17 protein-coding genes and 1 pseudogene are annotated in these 20156 nt (G+C 64.1%); 8 read left to right on the forward strand and 10 right to left on the reverse strand.

What is annotated here, in order from left to right:
- Positions 1-89: 89 nt before the first annotated feature.
- Complete coding sequence (gene hemW / locus WBA38_RS07015) at positions 90-1298, reverse strand: radical SAM family heme chaperone HemW (protein WP_424322385.1); 1209 nt, start codon at positions 1296-1298, stop codon at positions 90-92.
- 359 nt (positions 1299-1657) lie between these two features.
- Here hemW and WBA38_RS07020 point away from each other — a divergent pair, with 359 nt between their 5' ends.
- From WBA38_RS07020 to WBA38_RS07040, 5 genes are read left to right on the forward strand one after another with little or no spacing between them, the layout of a single operon-like run.
- The gene (locus WBA38_RS07020; protein ID WP_424293804.1) at positions 1658-3379 is read left to right on the forward strand and encodes a nitrite/sulfite reductase; all 1722 of its coding nucleotides are present in this window, start codon (positions 1658-1660) and stop codon (positions 3377-3379) included.
- Positions 3380-3389: 10 nt separating this feature from the next.
- Complete coding sequence (locus WBA38_RS07025; RefSeq protein WP_424322378.1) at positions 3390-4130, forward strand: phosphoadenylyl-sulfate reductase; 741 nt, start codon at positions 3390-3392, stop codon at positions 4128-4130.
- Positions 4127-5071, forward strand: coding sequence for a sulfate adenylyltransferase subunit CysD (gene cysD / locus WBA38_RS07030; RefSeq protein WP_424322379.1), 945 nt, complete (start codon positions 4127-4129; stop codon positions 5069-5071). The genes WBA38_RS07025 and cysD overlap by 4 nt, the downstream gene beginning before the upstream one ends.
- On the forward strand, positions 5071-6414 hold the full coding sequence (locus tag WBA38_RS07035; RefSeq protein ID WP_424322380.1) for a sulfate adenylyltransferase subunit 1: 1344 nt from the start codon (positions 5071-5073) through the stop codon (positions 6412-6414). The genes cysD and WBA38_RS07035 overlap by 1 nt, the downstream gene beginning before the upstream one ends.
- Positions 6411-7124 (forward strand): sirohydrochlorin chelatase, encoded by a 714-nt coding sequence (locus WBA38_RS07040; protein ID WP_424293800.1) that lies wholly within the window; start codon positions 6411-6413, stop codon positions 7122-7124. The genes WBA38_RS07035 and WBA38_RS07040 overlap by 4 nt, the downstream gene beginning before the upstream one ends.
- Positions 7125-7225: 101 nt before the next feature.
- Here the strand turns inward: WBA38_RS07040 and WBA38_RS07045 are convergent, their stop codons facing one another.
- The 8 genes and pseudogenes from WBA38_RS07045 to lepA form a co-directional block, all read right to left on the reverse strand.
- On the reverse strand, positions 7226-8857 hold the full coding sequence (locus WBA38_RS07045) for an AMP-binding protein (RefSeq protein ID WP_424294230.1): 1632 nt from the start codon (positions 8855-8857) through the stop codon (positions 7226-7228).
- Positions 8858-9009: 152 nt separating this feature from the next.
- Positions 9010-10002 carry a sulfate/molybdate ABC transporter ATP-binding protein gene (locus WBA38_RS07050; protein ID WP_424294229.1) on the reverse strand — a complete coding sequence of 331 codons (993 nt, stop codon included), beginning with the start codon at positions 10000-10002 and terminating at the stop codon, positions 9010-9012.
- Position 10003: 1 nt separating this feature from the next.
- Positions 10004-10855 (reverse strand): sulfate ABC transporter permease subunit CysW, encoded by an 852-nt coding sequence (gene cysW, locus WBA38_RS07055; protein WP_424294228.1) that lies wholly within the window; start codon positions 10853-10855, stop codon positions 10004-10006.
- Entirely contained in the window at positions 10856-11713 is an 858-nt protein-coding gene (gene cysT, locus WBA38_RS07060) for a sulfate ABC transporter permease subunit CysT (protein ID WP_424294227.1), read from the reverse strand.
- The gene (locus WBA38_RS07065; protein ID WP_424294232.1) at positions 11710-12726 is read right to left on the reverse strand and encodes a sulfate ABC transporter substrate-binding protein; all 1017 of its coding nucleotides are present in this window, start codon (positions 12724-12726) and stop codon (positions 11710-11712) included. Before WBA38_RS07065 ends, cysT begins: the two co-directional genes overlap by 4 nt.
- Before the next feature lie 217 nt (positions 12727-12943).
- A complete protein-coding gene (locus WBA38_RS07070; RefSeq protein WP_424294226.1) occupies positions 12944-13144 on the reverse strand; it encodes a hypothetical protein in 201 nt (66 codons plus the stop codon).
- A gap of 102 nt (positions 13145-13246) precedes the next feature.
- Positions 13247-15296, reverse strand: a pseudogene (locus WBA38_RS07075) (M3 family metallopeptidase).
- Positions 15268-17160: a translation elongation factor 4 gene (gene lepA, locus WBA38_RS07080; RefSeq protein WP_424294231.1), complete on the reverse strand. Its 1893-nt coding sequence runs from the start codon at positions 17158-17160 to the stop codon at positions 15268-15270. Before lepA ends, WBA38_RS07075 begins: the two are co-directional and overlap by 29 nt.
- 67 nt (positions 17161-17227) lie before the next feature.
- Here lepA and WBA38_RS07085 point away from each other — a divergent pair, with 67 nt between their 5' ends.
- Both WBA38_RS07085 and WBA38_RS07090 read left to right on the forward strand, forming a co-directional pair.
- Positions 17228-17902 carry an alpha/beta fold hydrolase gene (locus WBA38_RS07085; RefSeq protein WP_424322381.1) on the forward strand — a complete coding sequence of 225 codons (675 nt, stop codon included), beginning with the start codon at positions 17228-17230 and terminating at the stop codon, positions 17900-17902.
- Between the two features lie 34 nt (positions 17903-17936).
- Positions 17937-18359, forward strand: a complete 423-nt coding sequence (locus tag WBA38_RS07090) for a type II toxin-antitoxin system PemK/MazF family toxin (protein ID WP_424322382.1) — start codon at positions 17937-17939, stop codon at positions 18357-18359.
- On the opposite strand, the gene WBA38_RS07095 is transcribed toward WBA38_RS07090, so the two are convergent.
- Positions 18356-19462, reverse strand: a complete 1107-nt coding sequence (locus WBA38_RS07095; protein ID WP_424322383.1) for a sulfotransferase family protein — start codon at positions 19460-19462, stop codon at positions 18356-18358. The genes WBA38_RS07090 and WBA38_RS07095 overlap by 4 nt on opposite strands.
- Positions 19463-19702: 240 nt before the next feature.
- Here WBA38_RS07095 and rpsT point away from each other — a divergent pair, with 240 nt between their 5' ends.
- On the forward strand, positions 19703-19963 hold the full coding sequence (gene rpsT, locus WBA38_RS07100; RefSeq protein ID WP_424322384.1) for a 30S ribosomal protein S20: 261 nt from the start codon (positions 19703-19705) through the stop codon (positions 19961-19963).
- Positions 19964-20156: the final 193 nt, after the last annotated feature.

Here is a 20156-nt window from a genome sequence, read left to right on the forward strand (position 1 = left end):
GTCGATTCCCGCACTATGTCTGACATAGTGCGGGAATCGACGCATCATGCGAGAACGCAACGGGACGGGCGACGGGGCGAGCGCCTTGGTTAGTCGACCAGGATGTCGCGGATGATGCCGTCGGCGAGTAGGCGGCCGCGGTCGGTCAAGACGTAGGCGTTGTCGACGACGTGGAGCAGGCCCTTGGCCACGACTTCGTCGCCTCGGGAACATTCGCCGTCGGTCAACTCTGCCGCCGCGAGGCCATCGCGCATGCGCAGGCGCAGCATCACCGTCTCAGTGTGGCGGTCCTCGTCGGTGAGAATTTCCTGGCCGCCGATGGGCAACGCGCCTCCGGCGAGCGACGCCGAGTAGGTGGCCGGGTGCTTCTGGTTCCACCAGCGCACGCCGTTGACGTGCGAGTGCGCGCCCGGCCCAATGCCCCACCAGTCGTCACTGCGCCAGTAGGCCTCATTGTGTCGGCACACCGACGCCGGCAGCGGAAGCGAATCCGATCCCGCAGTGGCCCAATTCGATACCTCGTACCAGGTCATTCCGGCCTCGGTGAGACGCGCGTCAATCATTTCGTAGCGGGCGGCGAGGACATCGTCGTCGGGCATGGGAACCTCACCGCGACGCACCTTGCGCGCGAAGGCCGTTCCATCTTCGACGATCAGCGCGTAGGCGGATACGTGGTCGACGGGGACGGAAAGCACGGCGTCGAGCGAAGCCTGCAAGTCCTCATCGCGCTCACCGGGCGTCCCGTAGATCAGATCCAGATTGAGGTGTTCAAATCCTGCGGCAGCGGCCTCGCGGGCGGCATCGAGCGCACGCCCCGGAGTGTGCGTACGTTCCAGAACGGCGAGCACATGTTTCGCCGCAGATTGCATTCCCAACGAAATCCGGGTGAATCCGGCCTCGCGCAACGTGCCAAAAAACTCGGGCGACGTAGACTCCGGATTCGACTCCGTTGTCACTTCAGCGCCAGGTGCCAAGGTAAACGAATTGCGTACCGCGCCAAGGACATCGGCAAGGCCTTGCCCGCCGAGGAGCGACGGAGTGCCACCGCCGACAAAGATCGTCGAGACTTGACGATCGTCGTGCAGGAGGGTCGCTGCGGCGTCGAGTTCGGCGCGAACGCCCTCGAGCCAACTCTGCGGCGATGACGTCGTCCCCAATTCACCGGCCGTATAGGTGTTGAAATCGCAGTACCCACAGCGGGTCGCGCAGAACGGGACGTGGATGTACAAACTGAGGGGCCGCGATGGGTCAGCGGTCGCGAGGGCTTCGAGTGCACCGTCCGAGAAAGGCTCGGGGATGCGGGGACTGCCGACACGCGTTGTACTCACTTCTCCATCATGACTCAATCCTTGTCAAGGGTATTAATCTCACGGTGACGAAAAATAATCCCAAGTAGACGGGCCGCACTTCTCCGTGGCACGATGGCTCTCGTGACCAATTCAGGAGTGTGGCTCGCCCAACGGCGCCATATCGATCTCAAGCGCGTGTGCAGCGCGTTCTGTCGGCTCTAGCCACAGAAGAATTTCGGCCGTTCCGGCGTTCTAGTCCCGGATCCCGCCACAGCCCGGCGGAGTTTCCCGGCGCCGATTCTTTCGTCACACCTGATCTCAGCCCAACCCTTTTTGTGCTGCCGTGCGCAGCATGCCCAGGAGTCTTGATGACGCTCACCACACCCACCACCGTTGAGCAGCCGACCGAACCGGTCGCCGCCCCGGCCCGACGTCCGCGCCCCAAGAAGCGCAAGGCCGAAGGCCAGTGGGCGCTCGGCTACCGGACGCCGCTGAACGCCAACGAGCAGTCCAAGCGCGACGACAACCCGTTGAATGTGCGCCAACGCATCCTCGACACCTACTCGAAGGTCGGGTTCGACGGCATCGACAAGGCCGACCTTCGCGGTCGTTTCCGTTGGATGGGCCTCTACACCCAGCGCGCCGAAGGCTACGACGGCACGTACAGCCACGACGACAACATCGACATCATCGAAGCCCCGTACTTCATGATGCGAGTGCGTACCGACGGCGGGCAGCTGAGCCTGCCGCAGGTCCGGACTCTCGCGTCCATCTCCCGCGACTTTGCACGCGGCACCGCCGACGTGACCGACCGCCAGAATCTGCAGTATCACTGGATCGAGATCGAGAACGTCCCGGAAATTTGGCGTCGCCTCGAAGAAGTTGGTCTGGAAACCACCGAGGCCTGCGGTGACTGCCCGCGCGGCATGCTCGGATCGCCGCTGGCCGGCTTGTCGACCGATGAGGTCCTCGATGCCAGCCCGGCGCTCGCCGAGATCAAGCGTCGCTACATCGGTGACCCCGAGTACTCGAACCTGCCGCGCAAGTTCAAGACGGCCGTCTCCGGTCTGCAGGATGTTGTTCACGAGATCAACGACGTCTCGTTTGTCGGCGTCGAACATCCGGAGCATGGTCCTGGCCTGGACCTGTGGGTCGGTGGCGGTCTCTCGACCAACCCGATGCTTGCGCAGCGACTCGGCGCCTGGGTGCCCCTTGATGAGGTCCCCGACGTGTGGGAAGGCGTCGTCGCGATCTTCCGTGATTACGGCTACCGCCGCCTGCGGTCGAAGGCTCGCCTGAAGTTCCTGATCAAGGATTGGGGCCCGGAGAAGTTCCGCCAGGTCCTTGAGGACGAGTATCTGCACCGCAAGCTGATCGACGGCCCGGCACCGGTCGCGCCCACCCAACCGATCGACCATGTCGGTGTCACCAAGCAGAAGAACGGCAAGTACGCCGTCGGTTTCTCCGCCGTCTCCGGCCGGCTCACCGACGAAGTGCTCTACGCGATCGCTGACGCCGCAGAGAAGGCGGGCAGTGACAGCGTTCGCTTCACGCCGTACCAAAAGCTTGTTGTCGTCAATGTTCCAGAAGACAAGATTGGCCAACTCGACGCCGATCTGAGCGCTGTCGGCCTGCAGTCGAAGCCCTCGGTGTGGCGACGCAACTTGATCGCTTGCACCGGCTTGGAATTCTGCAAGCTGTCGTTCACCGAGACACGCAGCCGCTCGCAGGGCTTGGTCCCCGAGTTGGAAGCACGTCTCGGCGAACTCAATGAGCAACTCGATGTGCCGATCACGATCAACTTCAACGGTTGCCCAAACTCCTGCGCTCGCGTGCAGGTTGCCGACATCGGCCTCAAGGGTCAGCTGATCGACGACGACGGGACCCCCGTCGAAGGCTTCCAGGTGCACCTTGGCGGCAGCCTCGGCTTCGACCTCGGCTTCGGCCGCAAGCTCCGCCAGCACAAGATCTATGCCAGCGAGGCCACCGAATACATCGAGCGCTTGGTGCGTAACTTCATCGCGGGCCGCAACCCCGGGGAACGCTTCGCCGAGTGGGTCACGCGCGCCGACGACGCCGAATTGCAGTAAGGACACGGCCATGACAACCACCACCGAAAGCCACACAGGCCTCGACGAACTTCGGGCCATCGCCGAGGCCGGTGCCGCCGAACTGGGACCGGATGCCACCGCCGAGCAGTTACTCGCGTGGACCGCAGAAACCTTCGGCAGCGACTTCATCATCGCCGCCAATATGCAGGACGCGGTGCTGATCGATGTCGCCGACAAGGCGATCACCGATAAAGAAGCCGTCGGCGGCAAGCTGAAGGCACTCTTCCTCGACACCGGCTACCACTTCGCCGAAACCCTCGGCACCCGTGACGCCGTCGAGCAGGTTTACAACCTGGACCTGCACAATGTGACGCCCGCCCAAAGCGTTGCCGAACAGGACTCGACAGTCGGCAAAAACCTCTTCGCCAGCGACGCAGCCGAGTGCTGCCGCCTGCGGAAGGTCGTGCCGTTGACGGCGGCACTGGCACCATTCCGAGCCTGGGTGACCGGTATCCGCCGGGTGGAGGCCCCGACGCGCGCCAACGCGCCGTTGATCTCGTTCGACGAAGGCTTCGGCCTGGTCAAGATCAATCCGCTCGCCGCCTGGAGCGACGAGCAATTCCAGGAGTACATCGATACCAACGGTGTCCTCGTTAATCCGCTGGTTGATGAGGGCTACCCCTCCATCGGGTGCGAACCGTGCACCAAGAAACCAGCTCCCGGAGAAGATCCGCGCAGCGGCCGTTGGGCTGGCAGCGCCAAGACAGAATGCGGGTTGCACGCGTCATGACTATTTCCGAAAGCACCATTCCCGAAAGCACGATCGCGGCGGCGGACGACCGCTTCGACACCCTCGATGCCCTTGAGTCCGAAGCCATCCACATTTTCCGCGAGGTGGCTGGCGAGTTTGAGCGTCCGGTGATTCTCTTCTCGGGCGGCAAGGACTCGACGCTGCTCCTGCACCTGGCGTTGAAGGCGTTTTGGCCAGCGCCGCTGCCCTTTACATTGCTGCACGTCGACACCGGCCACAACCTCCCGGAGATCATCAAGTTCCGCGACGAGATCGTCGAACGCTACGGCCTGCGGTTGCACGTGGCGAGTGTCGAGGAGTACCTCGCCGACGGTCGTCTCACGGAGCGTCCCGACGGGATCCGCAACCCGCTGCAGACCATTCCGCTGCTCGACGGCATCAGCGAGAACCGGTTCGACGCCGTCTTCGGCGGGGCCCGCCGCGACGAAGAGCGCGCCCGCGCGAAGGAACGAATCTTCTCGTTGCGCAATGCCTTTGGCCAGTGGGACCCGAAGCGTCAGCGCCCTGAACTGTGGAACCTGTACAACGGTCGCCACGCACCGGGCGAGCACGTTCGCGTGTTCCCGCTGAGCAACTGGACCGAGCTCGACGTGTGGCGCTACATCACCCGCGAGCAGGTACTCCTGGCACCGCTGTACTACGCGCACGAGCGTGAGGTCTACAACCGTGACGGCATGTGGATGACCGCAGGTCCGTGGGGCGGCCCACTCGAGGGCGAGACCGTCGAAACCCGCATGGTGCGTTACCGCACCGTTGGTGACGGTTCGACCACCGGGGCCGTCCTGTCCGACGCGACCGACAACGACGCCGTTCTGGCCGAAGTTGCCGCATCGCGTCTGACCGAACGCGGTGCCACCCGCGGCGACGACCGCGTCTCCGAAGCAGCCATGGAAGACCGCAAGCGCGAAGGATATTTCTGATGAGTCAGTCCACCTCCACTCCAAGCAGCTTGAACGCGGGCGCAGACCTGCTGCGGATCGCCACTGCGGGGTCGGTCGACGACGGTAAGTCGACGCTCGTCGGCCGCCTGCTGTACGACACGAAGTCCGTTCTCGCCGACCAGATCGACGCCGTAACGAAGGCGTCGGTGGACCGCGGCATGGACACGCCCGATCTGTCACTGCTGGTCGACGGTCTGCGCGCCGAGCGCGAGCAGGGCATCACCATCGACGTTGCCTACCGTTACTTCGCGACGCCCGCTCGCTCGTTCGTGCTGGCCGATACGCCCGGTCACGTGCAGTACACGCGTAACACCGTCTCCGGTGCGTCGACCGCACAGTTGGTGATTCTGCTGGTCGACGCCCGAAACGGGGTCGTCGCGCAGACTCGTCGTCACGCGGCCGTCATGGCTCTGCTCGGGGTGCCGCGGTTGGTGTTGGCGGTCAACAAGATCGACCTCGTCGACAACCCGGCCGAGGTGTTTGCCCAGATCTCGGCCGAATTTAACGAGATCACCCGATCGCTCGGCTACTCCGCCGATCAGGTGCAGGAAATCCCAGTTTCCGCGTTGCACGGTGACAACGTCGCGATCCGTTCGGAGAACACCCCATACTACGACGGTCCCACGCTCATCGAGCACCTGGAGACCGTGCCGAACGTGGCAGGCCAGACTGCCAAGGCGGCCGACGTTGGCCTGCGTTTCCCGGTCCAGTACGTGATCCGTCCGCGGACCGCCGAGTACCCGGATTACCGCGGCTACGCCGGTCTGGTCGCGGCGGGCACCGTATCGGTCGGCGACGAGATTGTCGTGCAGCCGTCAGGTTTGCGGTCGACGATCGCCAAAATCGACACGCCCGACGGCGAAATGGAGACGGCGCACGCCGGTCGGAGCGTCACCTTGCTGTTGGCCGACGACATCGACATCTCGCGCGGCGATCTGATTGCTGCCGTCGCCGATGCGCCGGAGCCGGCACAGCAGTTCACCGCGACGGTGTGCTGGCTCGCGGAGAAGCCGCTGCGCCCCGGAGCTCGTCTACTCCTCAAGCACGGCACCAAGACCACGCAGGTCATTATCGGTGGCCTTGAGGCACTGTTCGACGAGCAGAACCTGGCCCTCGTGGACGCCCCGGAAACGGTTGAACTCAACCAGATTGGGCGACTGTCGTTGACGACCGCCGAGCCGGTCGCCGCCGATGACTATTCGGTGAACCGCGAGTCGGGCAGCTTCCTGCTGATCGACCCGCAGGGCGGCAACACTCTCGCCGCCGGGCTCATTGGTGACGCGTTGAGTCCCCTCGAACTGTCGGCTCCCGCACTCGCATGACGCTCGTCCTGGCCGCGCACGGCAGTCGCGATCCGCGGTTCGATGTGACGGCACGCCGCGTCGCGGATGCGGTTCGCGTGGCACTGCCGGGCGTCCGGGTGGAGCTGGCCTACCTCGACCTGACCGCTCCCCTGCTCGGCGATGTGCTGAGCGAGCTGTCGGGCGAGGTAGTGGTGGTACCGCTGCTGTTCGGCGATGGATACCACAGCAAAGTGGATCTGCCCGCGCTGATCGACGCGGCGGTCGTGGCGAACCCGTCGGTCCGCGTTACCCAGACACCGATCGTCGGACGGTATTCACCGATTCCGGCGCTCGTCGACCGGCTTGACGAGGTCGGTTTTGGTGCTGGCGACGGGGTCTTGATGCTGGCTGTCGGATCGTCGGACGCCGGTAGTGATGACTACATTTATGAGCGTGGGCGCGAACTGTCGGGCGTGCTGGGCTGCGAGGTCCAAACACTGTTTGCGACCCGCCTAGGACGTGACGGCGACGCCGTCCGATTGGCTGTCGATGCGCTGCAGTCTCGAGGGGTGCAGCGTGTCGCAGTCAGTCCCCTGTTCCTGTCTGCGGGCCTCCTGACCGACCGCGTTGAACGCTTCCTGGACGCGTTGGACGTGCCCGTGGTGGTGGCGGGCCCGATTGCCGAACACCCCAGTCTCGTCAGTGCCGTAACGCGGATGTGGGCCGCCGTGCCCGTCGCCGTTGGCTAACCCAACCCCGCCCGAACCCGTTCTCGCATGATGCGTTGATTCCCGCACTACGTCGGACGTAGTGCGGGACTCAACGCATCATGCGAGAACGGACGGGAGCGTCAGCCTTGGATGCGTACCTTTGCGTTGCCCCAGGCTTCGTCGCGCAGCTCGTTCTTCCGGATCTTGCCCGTTGATGTCTTGGGAAGGTCGACAACAAATTCGACGGCGCCGGGGGCCTTGTACGACGCGATCTGTGTCTTCACATGGGAGATCACGTCAGCCTCGGTGGCTTCCTGGCCGGGACGCAAGACGGCGTACGCCTTGGGCCGCTCGCCCCACTTCTCGTCGGGCACGCCGATCACAGCCACATCCAAGACGGCGGGATGACTCAGGACGGCCTGCTCCACCTCGATCGTCGAAATGTTCTCGCCGCCGGAAATTACGACGTCCTTTGCCCGGTCGAGGAGTTGAACGTAGCCGTCGGGATGCATCACACCCAGGTCGCCAGAATGGAACCAGCCACCAGCAAATGCCTCGGCGGTCCGTTCTGGGTCTTCGAAGTAGCCCTTCATGACGACGTTGCCGCGCATCACAATCTCGCCCATCTCAACCCCGTCGCTCGCGACGTCGATCAGGGAGCCGTCCTCGGCCGCTTCGGGCCGCACGACGCGCAGTCGATCTGCGGTCAACATGCCAACACCCTGGCGGGCCATGCGGACCGCACGATCGTCGGCAGATAGATCGGCCCAGGACGGCTTGGCCTCACACACCGAGTACGGGCCGTAGGTTTCGGTAAGTCCGTAGACGTGAACGATGGTGATGCCCAGATTACCGATGGCGCGAATGATCGTCGGGCTGGGCGGCGCGCCAGCCGTCGCGATCGTCAGCGGGCGGGTCATGGCGTGGGCTTCGCCAGCGGTCGCGAGGGTGGTGAGAACGGTGGGTGCACCGCTCATTTGATTGACGTTCTCGGCGTCGATGAGCTGCCACATGTCGGGGCCGCGGACCGCGCGCAGGCACACGTGCGTGCCCGCCGTCGAAGTGACGCTCCACGGTCCACACCAGCCGTTGCAATGGAACATCGGAAGTGTCCACAGGTAGCGCGTTTCGGCCGAGAACCCCTGCGTGACGGCATTGCCAAGTGACGATAGATAAGCGCCGCGGTGGGTGTACATCACGCCCTTGGGCTTGCCGGTGGTTCCGGACGTGTAGTTGATGCTGATGATGGCATTCTCATCGGCAACGTCCCAGCTCAGCGGACTATCGTTGCCGCGGTCGACGAGCGCGGAATACGGCAGATGCGGGCCGACGAACTGTCCGTCCAGCGTCGGGGTTTCGACGATCTCGCCGACGGTTTGGAAGCTCACGTCGGCCAGCGGCGCCAACAGCGACGCTTCCCCGACGAGGAGTTTGGCCCCGGAGTGATCGCAAATGTACTGGACCTCGGCGGCGGCGAGGCGCGTGTTGATCGCGACGAGAACGCCACCGGCGAGCGGCACGCCGAAGTGTGCGACAAGCATCTCGAGGGAATTGGTCGCGAGGTAGGCCACCCGATCGCCGGCCTCAATCCCGGAAGCGCGCAGGGCATGCGCCAACCGAGTGGCCGCAGCAGCGAATTCACCGTAGGTCAACTGCCGATCGCCGTCGATCACCGCTTGCTTTTCCGGATGAACTTCAGCGGCGCGGTCGAGGAATCGCAGCGGCGTTAATGGCGTATCCAGTCCCGACATTGTCGGCGCGGTGCTGGTCATGAGATTGATCCTCCTGGCGTATCAGCGGACCTCTGCCAAGGCCCTTAGTCACCCCAGTATTGTCCTCAACGTCGCCCAACGAAATTTACCGATCAGTATGTTCGGCTCACAGCGACGAGCGGTCGCTTGGACATGGTGAACGGCCAGGCGTCCTACTGGTCGAGCGCAGGCACCTTGGTCGCGCGCGCGTAGATGTGTTCCCCGGGCACCAACCCCAGTGCATTCTGATCGCCGCGGGTGATCTGCGCGATGAATTCCTCGCCGGTCGCCGCAGCAACCAGTTCAACACGGGTTTCGAAGCCCAAGTTCACCACGCGGTTGACCGTCGCTTTGATGACACCGGTATCGAGCGAGGCGTCGACCGGCGGGTACACCATGTCGAGCGAGCGGCCCAGGCGGATGTCGTGCGGGCGGACGAACTCGCCGTTCAGCCGCGAAATGGACCCGAGGAACGACGCGACGAACACATTGTCGGGACGGTCGTAGAGGTCGTCGGGCGGACCAACCTGCTCAATCCGACCATGGTTGAGGACGGCGATTCGATCGGAAACGTCGAGCGCCTCCTGCTGGTCGTGCGTCACCAACACCGTGGTCACGTTCATCTCGTCGTGCAGGCTGCGCAGCCATTTGCGCAGGTCTTCGCGGACCTTCGCGTCGAGCGCACCGAAGGGCTCGTCGAGCAGCAGCACTTTGGGGTCGACGGCGAGGGCTCGGGCTAGAGCCATGCGCTGGCGTTGGCCGCCGGAGAGCTGTGCCGGGTACCGCTTCTGGAACACGGTCAGGCCGACGATGTCGAGGAGTTCGTCGACCTTTGCCTTCACTTCAGCTTTGGGTCGCTTGCGGATCTTGAGGCCGAACGCGATGTTGTCGCGAACCGTCAGGTGCTTGAACGCCGCGTAATGCTGGAAGACGAATCCAATGTCGCGTTGCTGCGGCGATGCACTCGAGACGTCGATTCCGTTGATGCGGACCGTTCCCGAGTCGAGTTTGTCCAGGCCCGCAATCGCACGCAGGAGCGTGGATTTGCCCGACCCCGACGGCCCCAACAGCGAGGTGAGAGACCCCTCCGGAATCTCTATCGACACGTCGTCGAGGGCCGCGAAATCGCCGTAGCGCTTGTTGGCGCCGGTCACCGAGATCGACATATCAGTTCTTCTCCTTCACGGGAACAATGTCCTCGCTGGCATCGGCGAGCTTGCCCTTGGCGCGGCGTTCAATCAGGGTCATCACCACGAGTACCAGGATGGCCACCATCATCAGCAGGGTTGCGGCCGCGTAGGCGCCGTACTCGTTGTAATCATCGGTGTATCTGGAGTTCACGAGCAGCGTCAGGGTCTGCGAGACGCCCGGGAAGTTCGACGACACCATCGTCACTGCGCCAAACTCGCCGAGGGCACGGGCGATGGTCAGAATGACACCGTAGGTGAGGCCCCAACGAATCGCGGGCAACGTGATGCGGCTGAACGTCTGCCACCCGGTTGCCCCCAGGGTGGCGGCAGCCTCTTCCTGCTCGGTGCCGATCTCACGCAGCACCGGTTCCACCTCGCGCACCACGAATGGCAGTGTCACGAAGATGGTGGCCAGGACCATGCCCGGTATCCCGAAGATGATTCGGAAGCCGAGGGATTCGATCCCACCGAACCAACCGCTACTCCCCCATAGCGCAATCAGCGCGACGCCGACCACGACGGGCGAGACAGCAAACGGAAGGTCGACGACCGCCTGCAGAATCCCCTTGCCGCGGAAGTTGCCGCGGGCCAGGGCGATCGCCGTGAGGATGCCGAAGACCACGTTGAGTGGCACCACTATTGCGACGATCAGCAGCGTTAACTGCAACGCGGAAATCGCGGCGGGCGTGGTGATCCACTCCCAGAATTGACCGAGGCCGTGTTCAAACGACCGCCAGAAGATAAGTGCCACCGGCACCACCAGCAGGACAGCGAGGTACACCAGCGCGATAGTGCGCAGCGACAGTTTCGTGAACCGAGAGACGATCATTTACGAGTCCTCTCGACGTGACTGGAACTTAGCGACCACGCGCAGCAGGAACAGCACCACGAACGCGATGAGGAGCAAAGCTACCGAGACGGCAGCCGCGTTGACGGGCTCGTCGATCTCGATCTGCTGCTGAATGTACTGGGACGCCACCTGCGTCTTGCCGGGGATGTTGCCACCGATGAGGACCACGGAACCGAACTCGCCGATCGCTCGCGTGAAGGCCAAGCCAGCACCGGACAGGATGGCCGGGAGCAACGCGGGCAGGATGATCTTGGACCAGATAATCCGGTTGTTGGCACCCAGGACAGCCGCGGCTTCCTCAACAGACTGGTCGAGTTCCATCAGCACCGGTTGCACCTGGCGCACCACGAACGGCAGCGTCACGAAGGTGAGTGCCAGGATGACGCCGGGCTGGGTGGCGGCGAGGTGGATGTCGAACGGGCTGTTTGGTCCGTACAGCGACAGCAGCACCAGGCTGGCGACGATGGTCGGCAACGCGAACGGCAGGTCGATGATCGCGTTGACGAAGCCCTTACCGGGGAACTCGTCGCGGACCAGGACCCACGCGATGATGGTGCCGAAGATGACGTTGACGATGGCGACGATGAACGACGCCGCGATCGTCAAACCGAGGGTCTCCAGGGCAGCTGGTGCGGTAATGCCCGCCCAGAAGCCGCTGGGACCGTCGTCGAAGGATTCGGCGAGGATGGCCGCGAGCGGCAGCAGCACGATGATCGACAGCCACAGGCCCGCTACCCCCAACGACAGCGGGCCGTCGGGGCGCCAACCGCGACGCGGTGCGAGCGGAACCGTGTCAACGCCTTCGCGGTCCGGCGCGATAACCGGTTTGGTGGTCATCCGCCGACCTCCTCGTTGTAGATCTTGGTAATCGCGCCGTCGCTGCCGAAGAGTTCCTTGTCGACCAGCTTCCAGCCGCCGAGGTCGGCGATGGTCCACAGCTTTGCGATGTGTCCGGGGAACAGGTTTGCGGTGGCACTCACGACCGCGGGGTCGACGGGCCGGAAGCCTGCCTTGGCCCACAGTTCTTGGCCAGCGGGCGAGAATAGGTAGTCGACGAAAGTCCGGGCTGCTGGCTTGTTGGAACTCGTGTTGACGATGGCGACCGGATTTTCGATCTTGAACGTCGTTTCCGGCAGCAGGTAGTCAATGCGGTCGGCAGGCGCTGCGGTCGCATTTTTCCGCGACAGCATGATGGCCTCGTTCTCGTAGCTGATCAGCACGTCACCCTGTCCCTGGTGGAACGCCGAGGTGGCCTCACGACCGGACTTCGGCAGGACCTTGACGTGGTCGCGGACCAGCTTGGTGATGTAGTCGAGACCGGCCTGCGGGTCGGCACCACCGTTGCTCTTCGCCGCGTAGGGCGCGAGAAGGTTCCATTTGGCCGAACCAGAGCTGCCCGGGTTGGGGGTAATTACTTCGACGCCCGGCTTCAGCAGGTCGTCCCAGGTGCGGATGTTTTTCGGGTTGCCCTGCCGCACCACGAGTGCCACGACCGACCCAAAGGGCACCGAGTTGTTCGGGAACTGGGTCTGCCAGTCTTTGTCGACAACATCAGCTTTCACCAGGCGAGTCACGTCTGGCTCAACGGAAAAGTTCACCACGTCGGCGGGGAGACCGCGCGCCACCTTGCGTGATTGGTCACCCGACGCACCGTACGACTGCGAGAAGCCAATGTCGCTGCCCTGCGGGATTTGTCGGAAGGCTGGGAGCACCACGTCGAACCCAATTTTGGGGGTCGCGTAGGCAACCAAGTTGAGGTGCTGACTGCCGGAGGAAATATCGATTCCGCCTGGAACGTCGGTGGATCCGCCGCCGCACCCGGTGAGCGCCGCGACGAGGACCGACACCATCGCCAAGCAGACCGCAGTGGCGGACGCGCGCTTTCGGGTTCGGGTACTCACCCGAAGAACCTAACCGTCTCCGGCACTGCCGCTCAACGTCTGCGATCACCGTGCGCCAAGGATGTGCCCGCGCACCGTCGATGTGCTATCGCAGAATGAGCCAGGCCAGGAGAACCAACACCAGGAGCGCGACGAGCGCGAGTGTGACCTTGGAACGAAACATCAGTTAGATACCCAATCCGTGATCGTCGTCCGCCTCTGCGCGACCGAGCTTTGAGAAGAGCCGCCCGACCAGGTAATTCACGCCGGACGCGGCAACCGTCGCCAGCGGAATCAAGACGATGGCGGTGACAATCAACTGCGGGATGAAGGGTAGGCCGGTAAGCCATTCCTCCACGCCATCCCACCAGGACAGAATCCCGTTCACTGCCGGATCACCTCATCTACCGCAGACGTGCATGGTTACACCCATGCTGATTTCAAACCCTACTCGCCGGGACCGTGCGACCGGTGTCACGCCGCTCCTGCACTACGCGAGGCCACGTCGAACGAGGAGCGGTTCGATCCGTGCCGGATGCCCAATCATGTTGGCGTGCGCGGCAACTGGGTCCACGCTGTCGCCTCGGGAGAGCACCGCGTCAGCGAACGCCGCACCCAGCTCCGGTTGCAGTCCGCCGCCGGCGAGGAACCACTGCTCGGTCTCTGCGTCGAGGATCTCCGACCAGATGTACGAGTAGTACGCCGACGAATAGCCACCGCCGAAAACGTGATTGAAGTAGGTGCTGCGGTAGCGGGGCGGAATCAGCGGCGACGCTAATCCGGCTTCCGCGAGTGCCTTCGCCTCGAACTCCAAGACGTCACTGGGGATTTCGTCTTCAGCGAGACGGTGCCAAGCGAGATCGAGCGCGGCCGCAGCCAGGTATTCGATTGTCGAATGCGCCGACTCGGTGCCACCCGACGCGCGGACCGCATCGAGCAACTCTGGCGTAGCGGGTTCACCGGTCGCATGGTGGCGGGCATAGCCACCGACGACGTCGGGGTGCAATGCCCACATTTCGTTGACCTGCGACGGGAACTCGACAAAGTCACGCGGGACCGACGTGCCCGACTGCGAGGCGTACTCGACATTCGACAGGAGTCCGTGGATCGCGTGCCCAAACTCGTGGAACAGCGTGGTGAGCTGGTCCAGCGACAGCAGGCATGGTTCCCCCGGCTCCGGCTTCGTCAGGTTCAGAACATTGACGATGATCGGTGCGGTCCCGAGTTGGTTCGACTGGTCGACGATGTTGTTCATCCACGCCCCGCCACGCTTGGACGGTCGGGCGTAGAAGTCGCCGAGGAACAGGCCGATGCCGGTGCCGTTGCGGAACACTTCCCAAACGCGCACGTCGGGGTGGTAGCCGGCCAGGTCGTCGCGTTCGGTGAAGCTCAGCCCGTAGAGGCGGCCCGCCGCGGCGAACACGCCGTCGTGCAGAACGGTGTCGAGTTCGCAGAAGTTTTCGAACTCGTCGATGTCGACGGGGCTGTCGGCTTCGGCGGCACGGGCCTTCTGGTCGGCGGCGAGATAGAACGTGACGTCGGCCGCAGCGAGGGGATGTCCGGCACGTTCGGTGAGGCGGGCCAGTTCGGCTTTACCGGCCGTCATGGCGGCGGCACCGAGCTCGGCCAGCAGGTCGGCGACAGCGGCCGGGGTTGGTGCGGTCTCCTCGGCGATCACATACTCGGCGTGACTGTCGTACCCGAGGATGTTGGCCCGGCGGGCCCGCAGGGTCACGATTTCGATGATCATGGCGCGGGTGTCGAACTCGTTGCCGCGGGCGCAACGGGTCGTCGAAGATTCGTTGGCGCGCAATGGGATCGGTGAGCTTAGCGACCGTCGACTGGCTCGTCGGCAGTTCCAAAGCCACCAGATAGCCGTCGCGGCCAGCATCAGTTGCAGCGCGGGCTGCGGCCGCAATCTCCGACGACGACAAGCCGTCCAGCTCGACGGCATCGGCGAAGTGGACCGCCGAGGCGTTGGTGTCGTCGAGCAAGTGCTGACCGAAGTCGGTCGTCAGGGTGGCAAGTCGCCCGGAAATCTCACGCATCTGCGCCTGACCGGCCTCATCGAGGGCCGCACCGGCGCGCACCGCGTCGCGGTAGCGCTGCTCCAACACCCGCGTCTGGGCAACGCTGAGGCCGAGGTCCGCACGGTGGTCGTAGAGGTTGGCGATCCGCGCAAAGAGCTGCTGGTTCATGGCGATCGCGTTGCCGTGCTCAGTGAGCTTGACCGCAAGGACCTGGGCGATCTTGGCGCGTGCCGGGTTGCTGTCTGGGCCTTCAAGGTTGAAGAAGATCCCGTTGGCCCGCGCCAGGTCGCGGCCAGCAGCTTCGAGGGCACCGAGCGTGTTGTCGAAGCTCGGCGGTTCGGTCGACGTCGCGATCGCGTCGACCTCGGAGAGGTGATTGGCGAGGGCAACGTCGTAGGCCGGGAGGAAATCGTCGTCGCTAATGGAGCTGAAGTCGGGCAGCCCGTACGGCAGGTCCGACGCGGCCAAAACCGGGTTCACGCTACTTCTTCCCCTTGTCGCCCAACTCATCGGTCGACAGCGCCGCCACGAACGCATCCTGCGGCACTTCCACGCGACCGATGGTCTTCATGCGCTTCTTGCCTTCCTTCTGCTTCTCGATCAGCTTGCGTTTACGGCTGATGTCGCCGCCGTAGCACTTCGCGAGCACGTCCTTGCGGATGGCGCGAATGTTTTCGCGGGCAATGATGCGCGAACCGATGGCGGCCTGGATCGGCACCTCGAACTGCTGACGCGGGATGAGCTCTTTGAGCTTGAGGGCCATCCGGTTGCCGTAGGCGTATGCGGCGTCCTTGTGGACGATCGCGCTGAAGGCGTCGACGGCTTCCCCCTGCAGCAAGATGTCGACCTTGACCAGCTCGGCTGCCTGCTCGCCGGACTCTTCGTAGTCAAGGCTGGCGTAACCGCGGGTGCGGGACTTCAGAGCGTCGAAGAAGTCAAAAATAATCTCCGCCATCGGCATGGTGTAGCGGAGTTCCACCCGCGTTTCCGACAGGTAGTCCATGCCGCCGAGTTCGCCGCGTCGGGTCTGGCAGAGCTCCATGATGGCACCGATGAACTCGCTCGGCGCGATGATCGTGGTGCGGACCATCGGCTCGAAGATGTCGCGGGTCTTGCCGGTCGGCCAGTCGGACGGGTTGGTGACGATGTGCTCGCTACCGTCGTCCATCACTACCCGGTACACCACGTTGGGGGCGGTCGAAATCAGGTTGAGGTCGAACTCGCGCTCAAGCCGCTCACGCGTGATTTCCATGTGCAACAGGCCGAGGAAGCCACAGCGGAAACCGAAGCCGAGGGCCACGGAAGTCTCCGGCTCGTACGTCAGCGCGGCGTCGTTGAGCTGCAGTTTGTCGAGCGCTTCGCGCAGCACCGGATAGTCGGAGCCGTCGACCGGGTAGAGACCCGAGTACACCATCGGGCGCGGTTCACGATAGCCGCGCAGCGGTTGTTCCGCACCGTTCCGGGCGGTGGTGACGGTGTCACCGACCTTCGACTGTCGCACGTCCTTGACACCGGTGATCAGGTAGCCGACCTCACCAACACCGAGCCCGGCACTGGCCTTGGGCTCGGGTGAGACGATGCCGACTTCAAGGAGTTCGTGCGTGGTGCCGGTCGACATCATCTGGATCTTCTCGCGCGGCATCAGCTTGCCGTCCACCACACGCACATAGGTGACGACGCCGCGGTAGGTGTCGTAGACGGAGTCGAAAATCATGGCGCGCGCAGGAGCATCCGAATCACCGACCGGAGCCGGAATCAGGCGAACAGCTTCGTCAAGCAGCTCCGCCACGCCCATGCCGGTCTTACCGGAAACGCGGAGCACATCTTCGGGTTTGCCACCCACAATGTGCGCGATCTCTGCCGCGTAACGGTCCGGATCGGCAGCAGGCAGGTCGATCTTGTTGAGGACCGGGATGATCGTGAGGTCGTTCTCCATCGCCAAGTACAGGTTGGCGAGCGTCTGCGCCTCGATGCCCTGCGCGGCGTCGACCAGCAGGATGGCACCTTCACATGCTTCGAGGGCGCGCGAGACCTCGTAGGTGAAGTCGACGTGGCCGGGCGTATCGATCAGGTGCAGCACGAACTCGTCGTCGCCGACCTTCCACGGCAAACGCACGTTCTGCGCCTTGATGGTGATGCCTCGCTCGCGCTCAATGTCCATGCGGTCGAGGTACTGTGCGCGCATCTGGCGGTCTTCGACGACGCCCGTCAACTGCAGCATCCGGTCGGCCAGGGTGGATTTACCGTGGTCGATGTGAGCGATGATGCAGAAGTTACGGATCCTCGAGGGATCGGTGAACGTCTTGTCGGCGAAGCTGGGAATCTCACTCACTCCTTGCGCGGCGGGCCCCGGGTCGGGCCCGGTACAGATCATCCTCCAGTTTCGCACGACTACCGCCTCCGCTTCACCTTGCCGCTCGGGCGATAGGCTCGGATGTGACATGAGCATCGACCGATCGACCATCGAAACCGACCTCGTCGCCGCCGACCTGGCACGCCCCGACGACGCGATCGCACTGGTGATTTTGGCGCACGGGGCAGGCAGCAACCGCGACGCCGTCATCCTGCGCACAATGTCTGACGTTCTCCTCGCGCGCGGAGTGGCCGTGGCGCGGATCGACCTACCCTACCGGCAAGACCGCCCCAAAGGACCGCCATCACCGTCGAAGGCCGCCCGCGACCGCGACGGCATCCGCGCCGCGATTAATGCCCTCGCACCGCTCGTCGACGGGCCCCTCATCATTGGTGGGCACTCGTATGGGGGCAGGCAGGCGTCAATGGTCGTCGCTGAGGGTACCGACGGCGTCGACGGATTGTTGCTGACGTCATATCCGCTGCATCCGCCAGGCAAACCTGAACGGGCCCGCACCGAGCACCTCCCCGACATCACGATCCCCACGTTGATCGTGCACGGGCGCAGCGACGCCTTTGGGACATCCGCCGAGTTCACCGATGCCGTCGAACTATTCGGCGGCCCAGTTCGCCTGCTGGAAATCGACAGGGCAGATCACAGCTTGAAACCCGACCGCAGTGGCGTCGGCGATCTCACCGCCGATGCCGTAGTCGACTGGCTGCTGCCGACAATCGCTGACCAGCCACCGAACCAGACCGTGTGACCCGAACCAAGCCGTGTGACCCGAAGGAGACCGCGTGACCCCGAAACCCCAGAAACCGAAGCAGCCGGGTCGGCCCACCGGCGAGTACGCCCGATCGATCGTCTACGCCCCCGATCTCGACGGCGCCGCCGACCCCGGTGAAATCGTGTGGACGTGGGTGCCGTTTGAGGAAGACGAGACCCAGGGCAAGGATCGACCGGCGCTGGTGGTGGGTCGCGACGGCTCCGATCACATCCTGGGGCTGATGCTGTCGAGCCAGGACTACCACCGCGACGACCCCGACTGGTGTCCCATCGGTACCGGCAGCTGGGACTCGGAGCGCCGCGACAGTTGGGTGCGACTCGACCGCGTCCTGCACATCGAGGAGAACGGCATCCGCCGCGAAGGCGCAGTCTGCGACAAAACCAGGTTCGACGAAGTCGCGGACCAGTTGCGTACCCGCTTCGGCTGGAGCTAGCGGGTCAGCCGCCTGCGGACTCGCCTCACAACGTTGGCCACCCGCGTTTTGAGAGCCGGCCGGTGGATCGGGACCGGTGCGGTTTTGGCCCACAGCGCGATCGCGTCGAGGGCCGCGTCGAGCGCGTCGTCGGACGTCACCGGTGTTGGCGCGGCGCCAGTACCGGTCGCGGCGACGCGGAGGTCGTCGAGCGTGCCGGAGACCGGGTACCCCCCATCGACGAGGGTCGCCACCATTTGTGCGGACTTCTCGGCCGTCCAGGCGAGTTGCTCGCCGGTCAGCGCTTCAGGACTCCCCTCGCGCGTTTCGAAGAGATATTCACCGATCAGGACGCCCTTCACGAGGCCCTCATAGCGGTGCCATTCGATGTCGGTGGGCTGGAGCCTGTCGTTGAGGCGACGCAGCAGTTCCGTCTGCCCGGCAGAGAGGGACTTGTTGGAACTGGGTACCTGCGCAGTGACGTCGGCCGGATTTACGCCGAGTACCCGAACAAAGCGTTCCCACAGGCCATCGCCTTCACTGGCAGTTCCCGGTGCAGGCACGGTGACAATGTGGACGCGTTCGGCACCGACCACAGCCGACCAGTCGGCGACGATCCGTTCGTAGTCCTGGAACTCCCAGAATGGCTCGGTGCCCGTTCCCGTACCTGCAGCGTCGGCGGCGATGGCGTCGACGAACTCTGGCAGCGTCGCGCGACGCTGGTTCTTCACGTTTTCCTGCCACACCGACGGGACCTGGCGAGCCAGATCGCGGACGGTGAGGACAACGTGAACTTCGTCGGCGAAATCCAGGTCGTCGACTAGTTTGCGAATGTGCGCGGGGCCGGCGTTGGCGAACAATTCGTGGGAGACCAGTGATGCCTTCGGCCACGCTTTCATCTGCGCGAGCATGGCTGGCCACACGTCGGCGTGAGCGGGGTCGGCCCAGTCGAGGTACCGCTCGGGTTGCAGGTGCGCGGCGGCGTGAAAGTGATCGTCGATCCGGTTGCCCGGGTAGAGGAGGCCAGCGTGCGTCAGGGCTAGGTCGCGGTTGCGCCAGAGCCGGTCTTGCAGGTGCGTGGTTCCAGTTTTGGGGAGCCCTACGTGGACATATACGACAGACATAGTGAATCCACCCTAGTGTTGTCGGGTGTCCGTCGCCGCACGCGGCGCGCATCCGGCGGCCGGCAGTTGATAGGGTTGACGATGGTGGCGGTTGCCGACGATTTTGGTGCTTCTGTCTGCGCTGGTATCGTCGAACGCTGTTGCAATGGACGCTGGCCGATAACCCGACCGCTCCATTGTTGATAGGTACACAGAACATTCGGCCCCCGGGCCGCAACGGACGTCAGAAGAGGACATCGCGTGGCTAATATCAAGTCTCAGATCAAGCGGAACAAGACCAACGAGAAGGCTCGTCTGCGCAACCAGTCGGCTAAGTCGACCCTGCGTACGGCACTGCGTCACTTCCGCGAGACTGTCGCTACCGGCAACAAGGCCGAGGCCGCAGCCCTCCTGGACGTCACCGCGCGCCAGCTCGACAAGGCTGCCTCGAAGGGCATCATCCACAAGAACCAGGCTGCCAACAAGAAGTCGGCTATGGCTCTCGCGGTCAACAAGCTCTGATGCTTCCGCGGCCCCGGCCGCACCGCGCTCCCCAACGGTGAGCGCACAATCACATAGTTCTTCTGCAAACACCTCGATGACGGGCCACGAAGTCATCGAGGTGTTTGTCGTCTTCCGCCGCCGCCGCACATTTCCCGCGCCCCCGCGCCCGCCGTTCTCGCATGATGCGTCGATTCCCGCACTATGTCAGACA

Source organism: Gordonia sp. (in: high G+C Gram-positive bacteria) (genome assembly GCF_049647785.1).
Lineage (GTDB): Bacteria > Actinomycetota > Actinomycetes > Mycobacteriales > Mycobacteriaceae > Gordonia.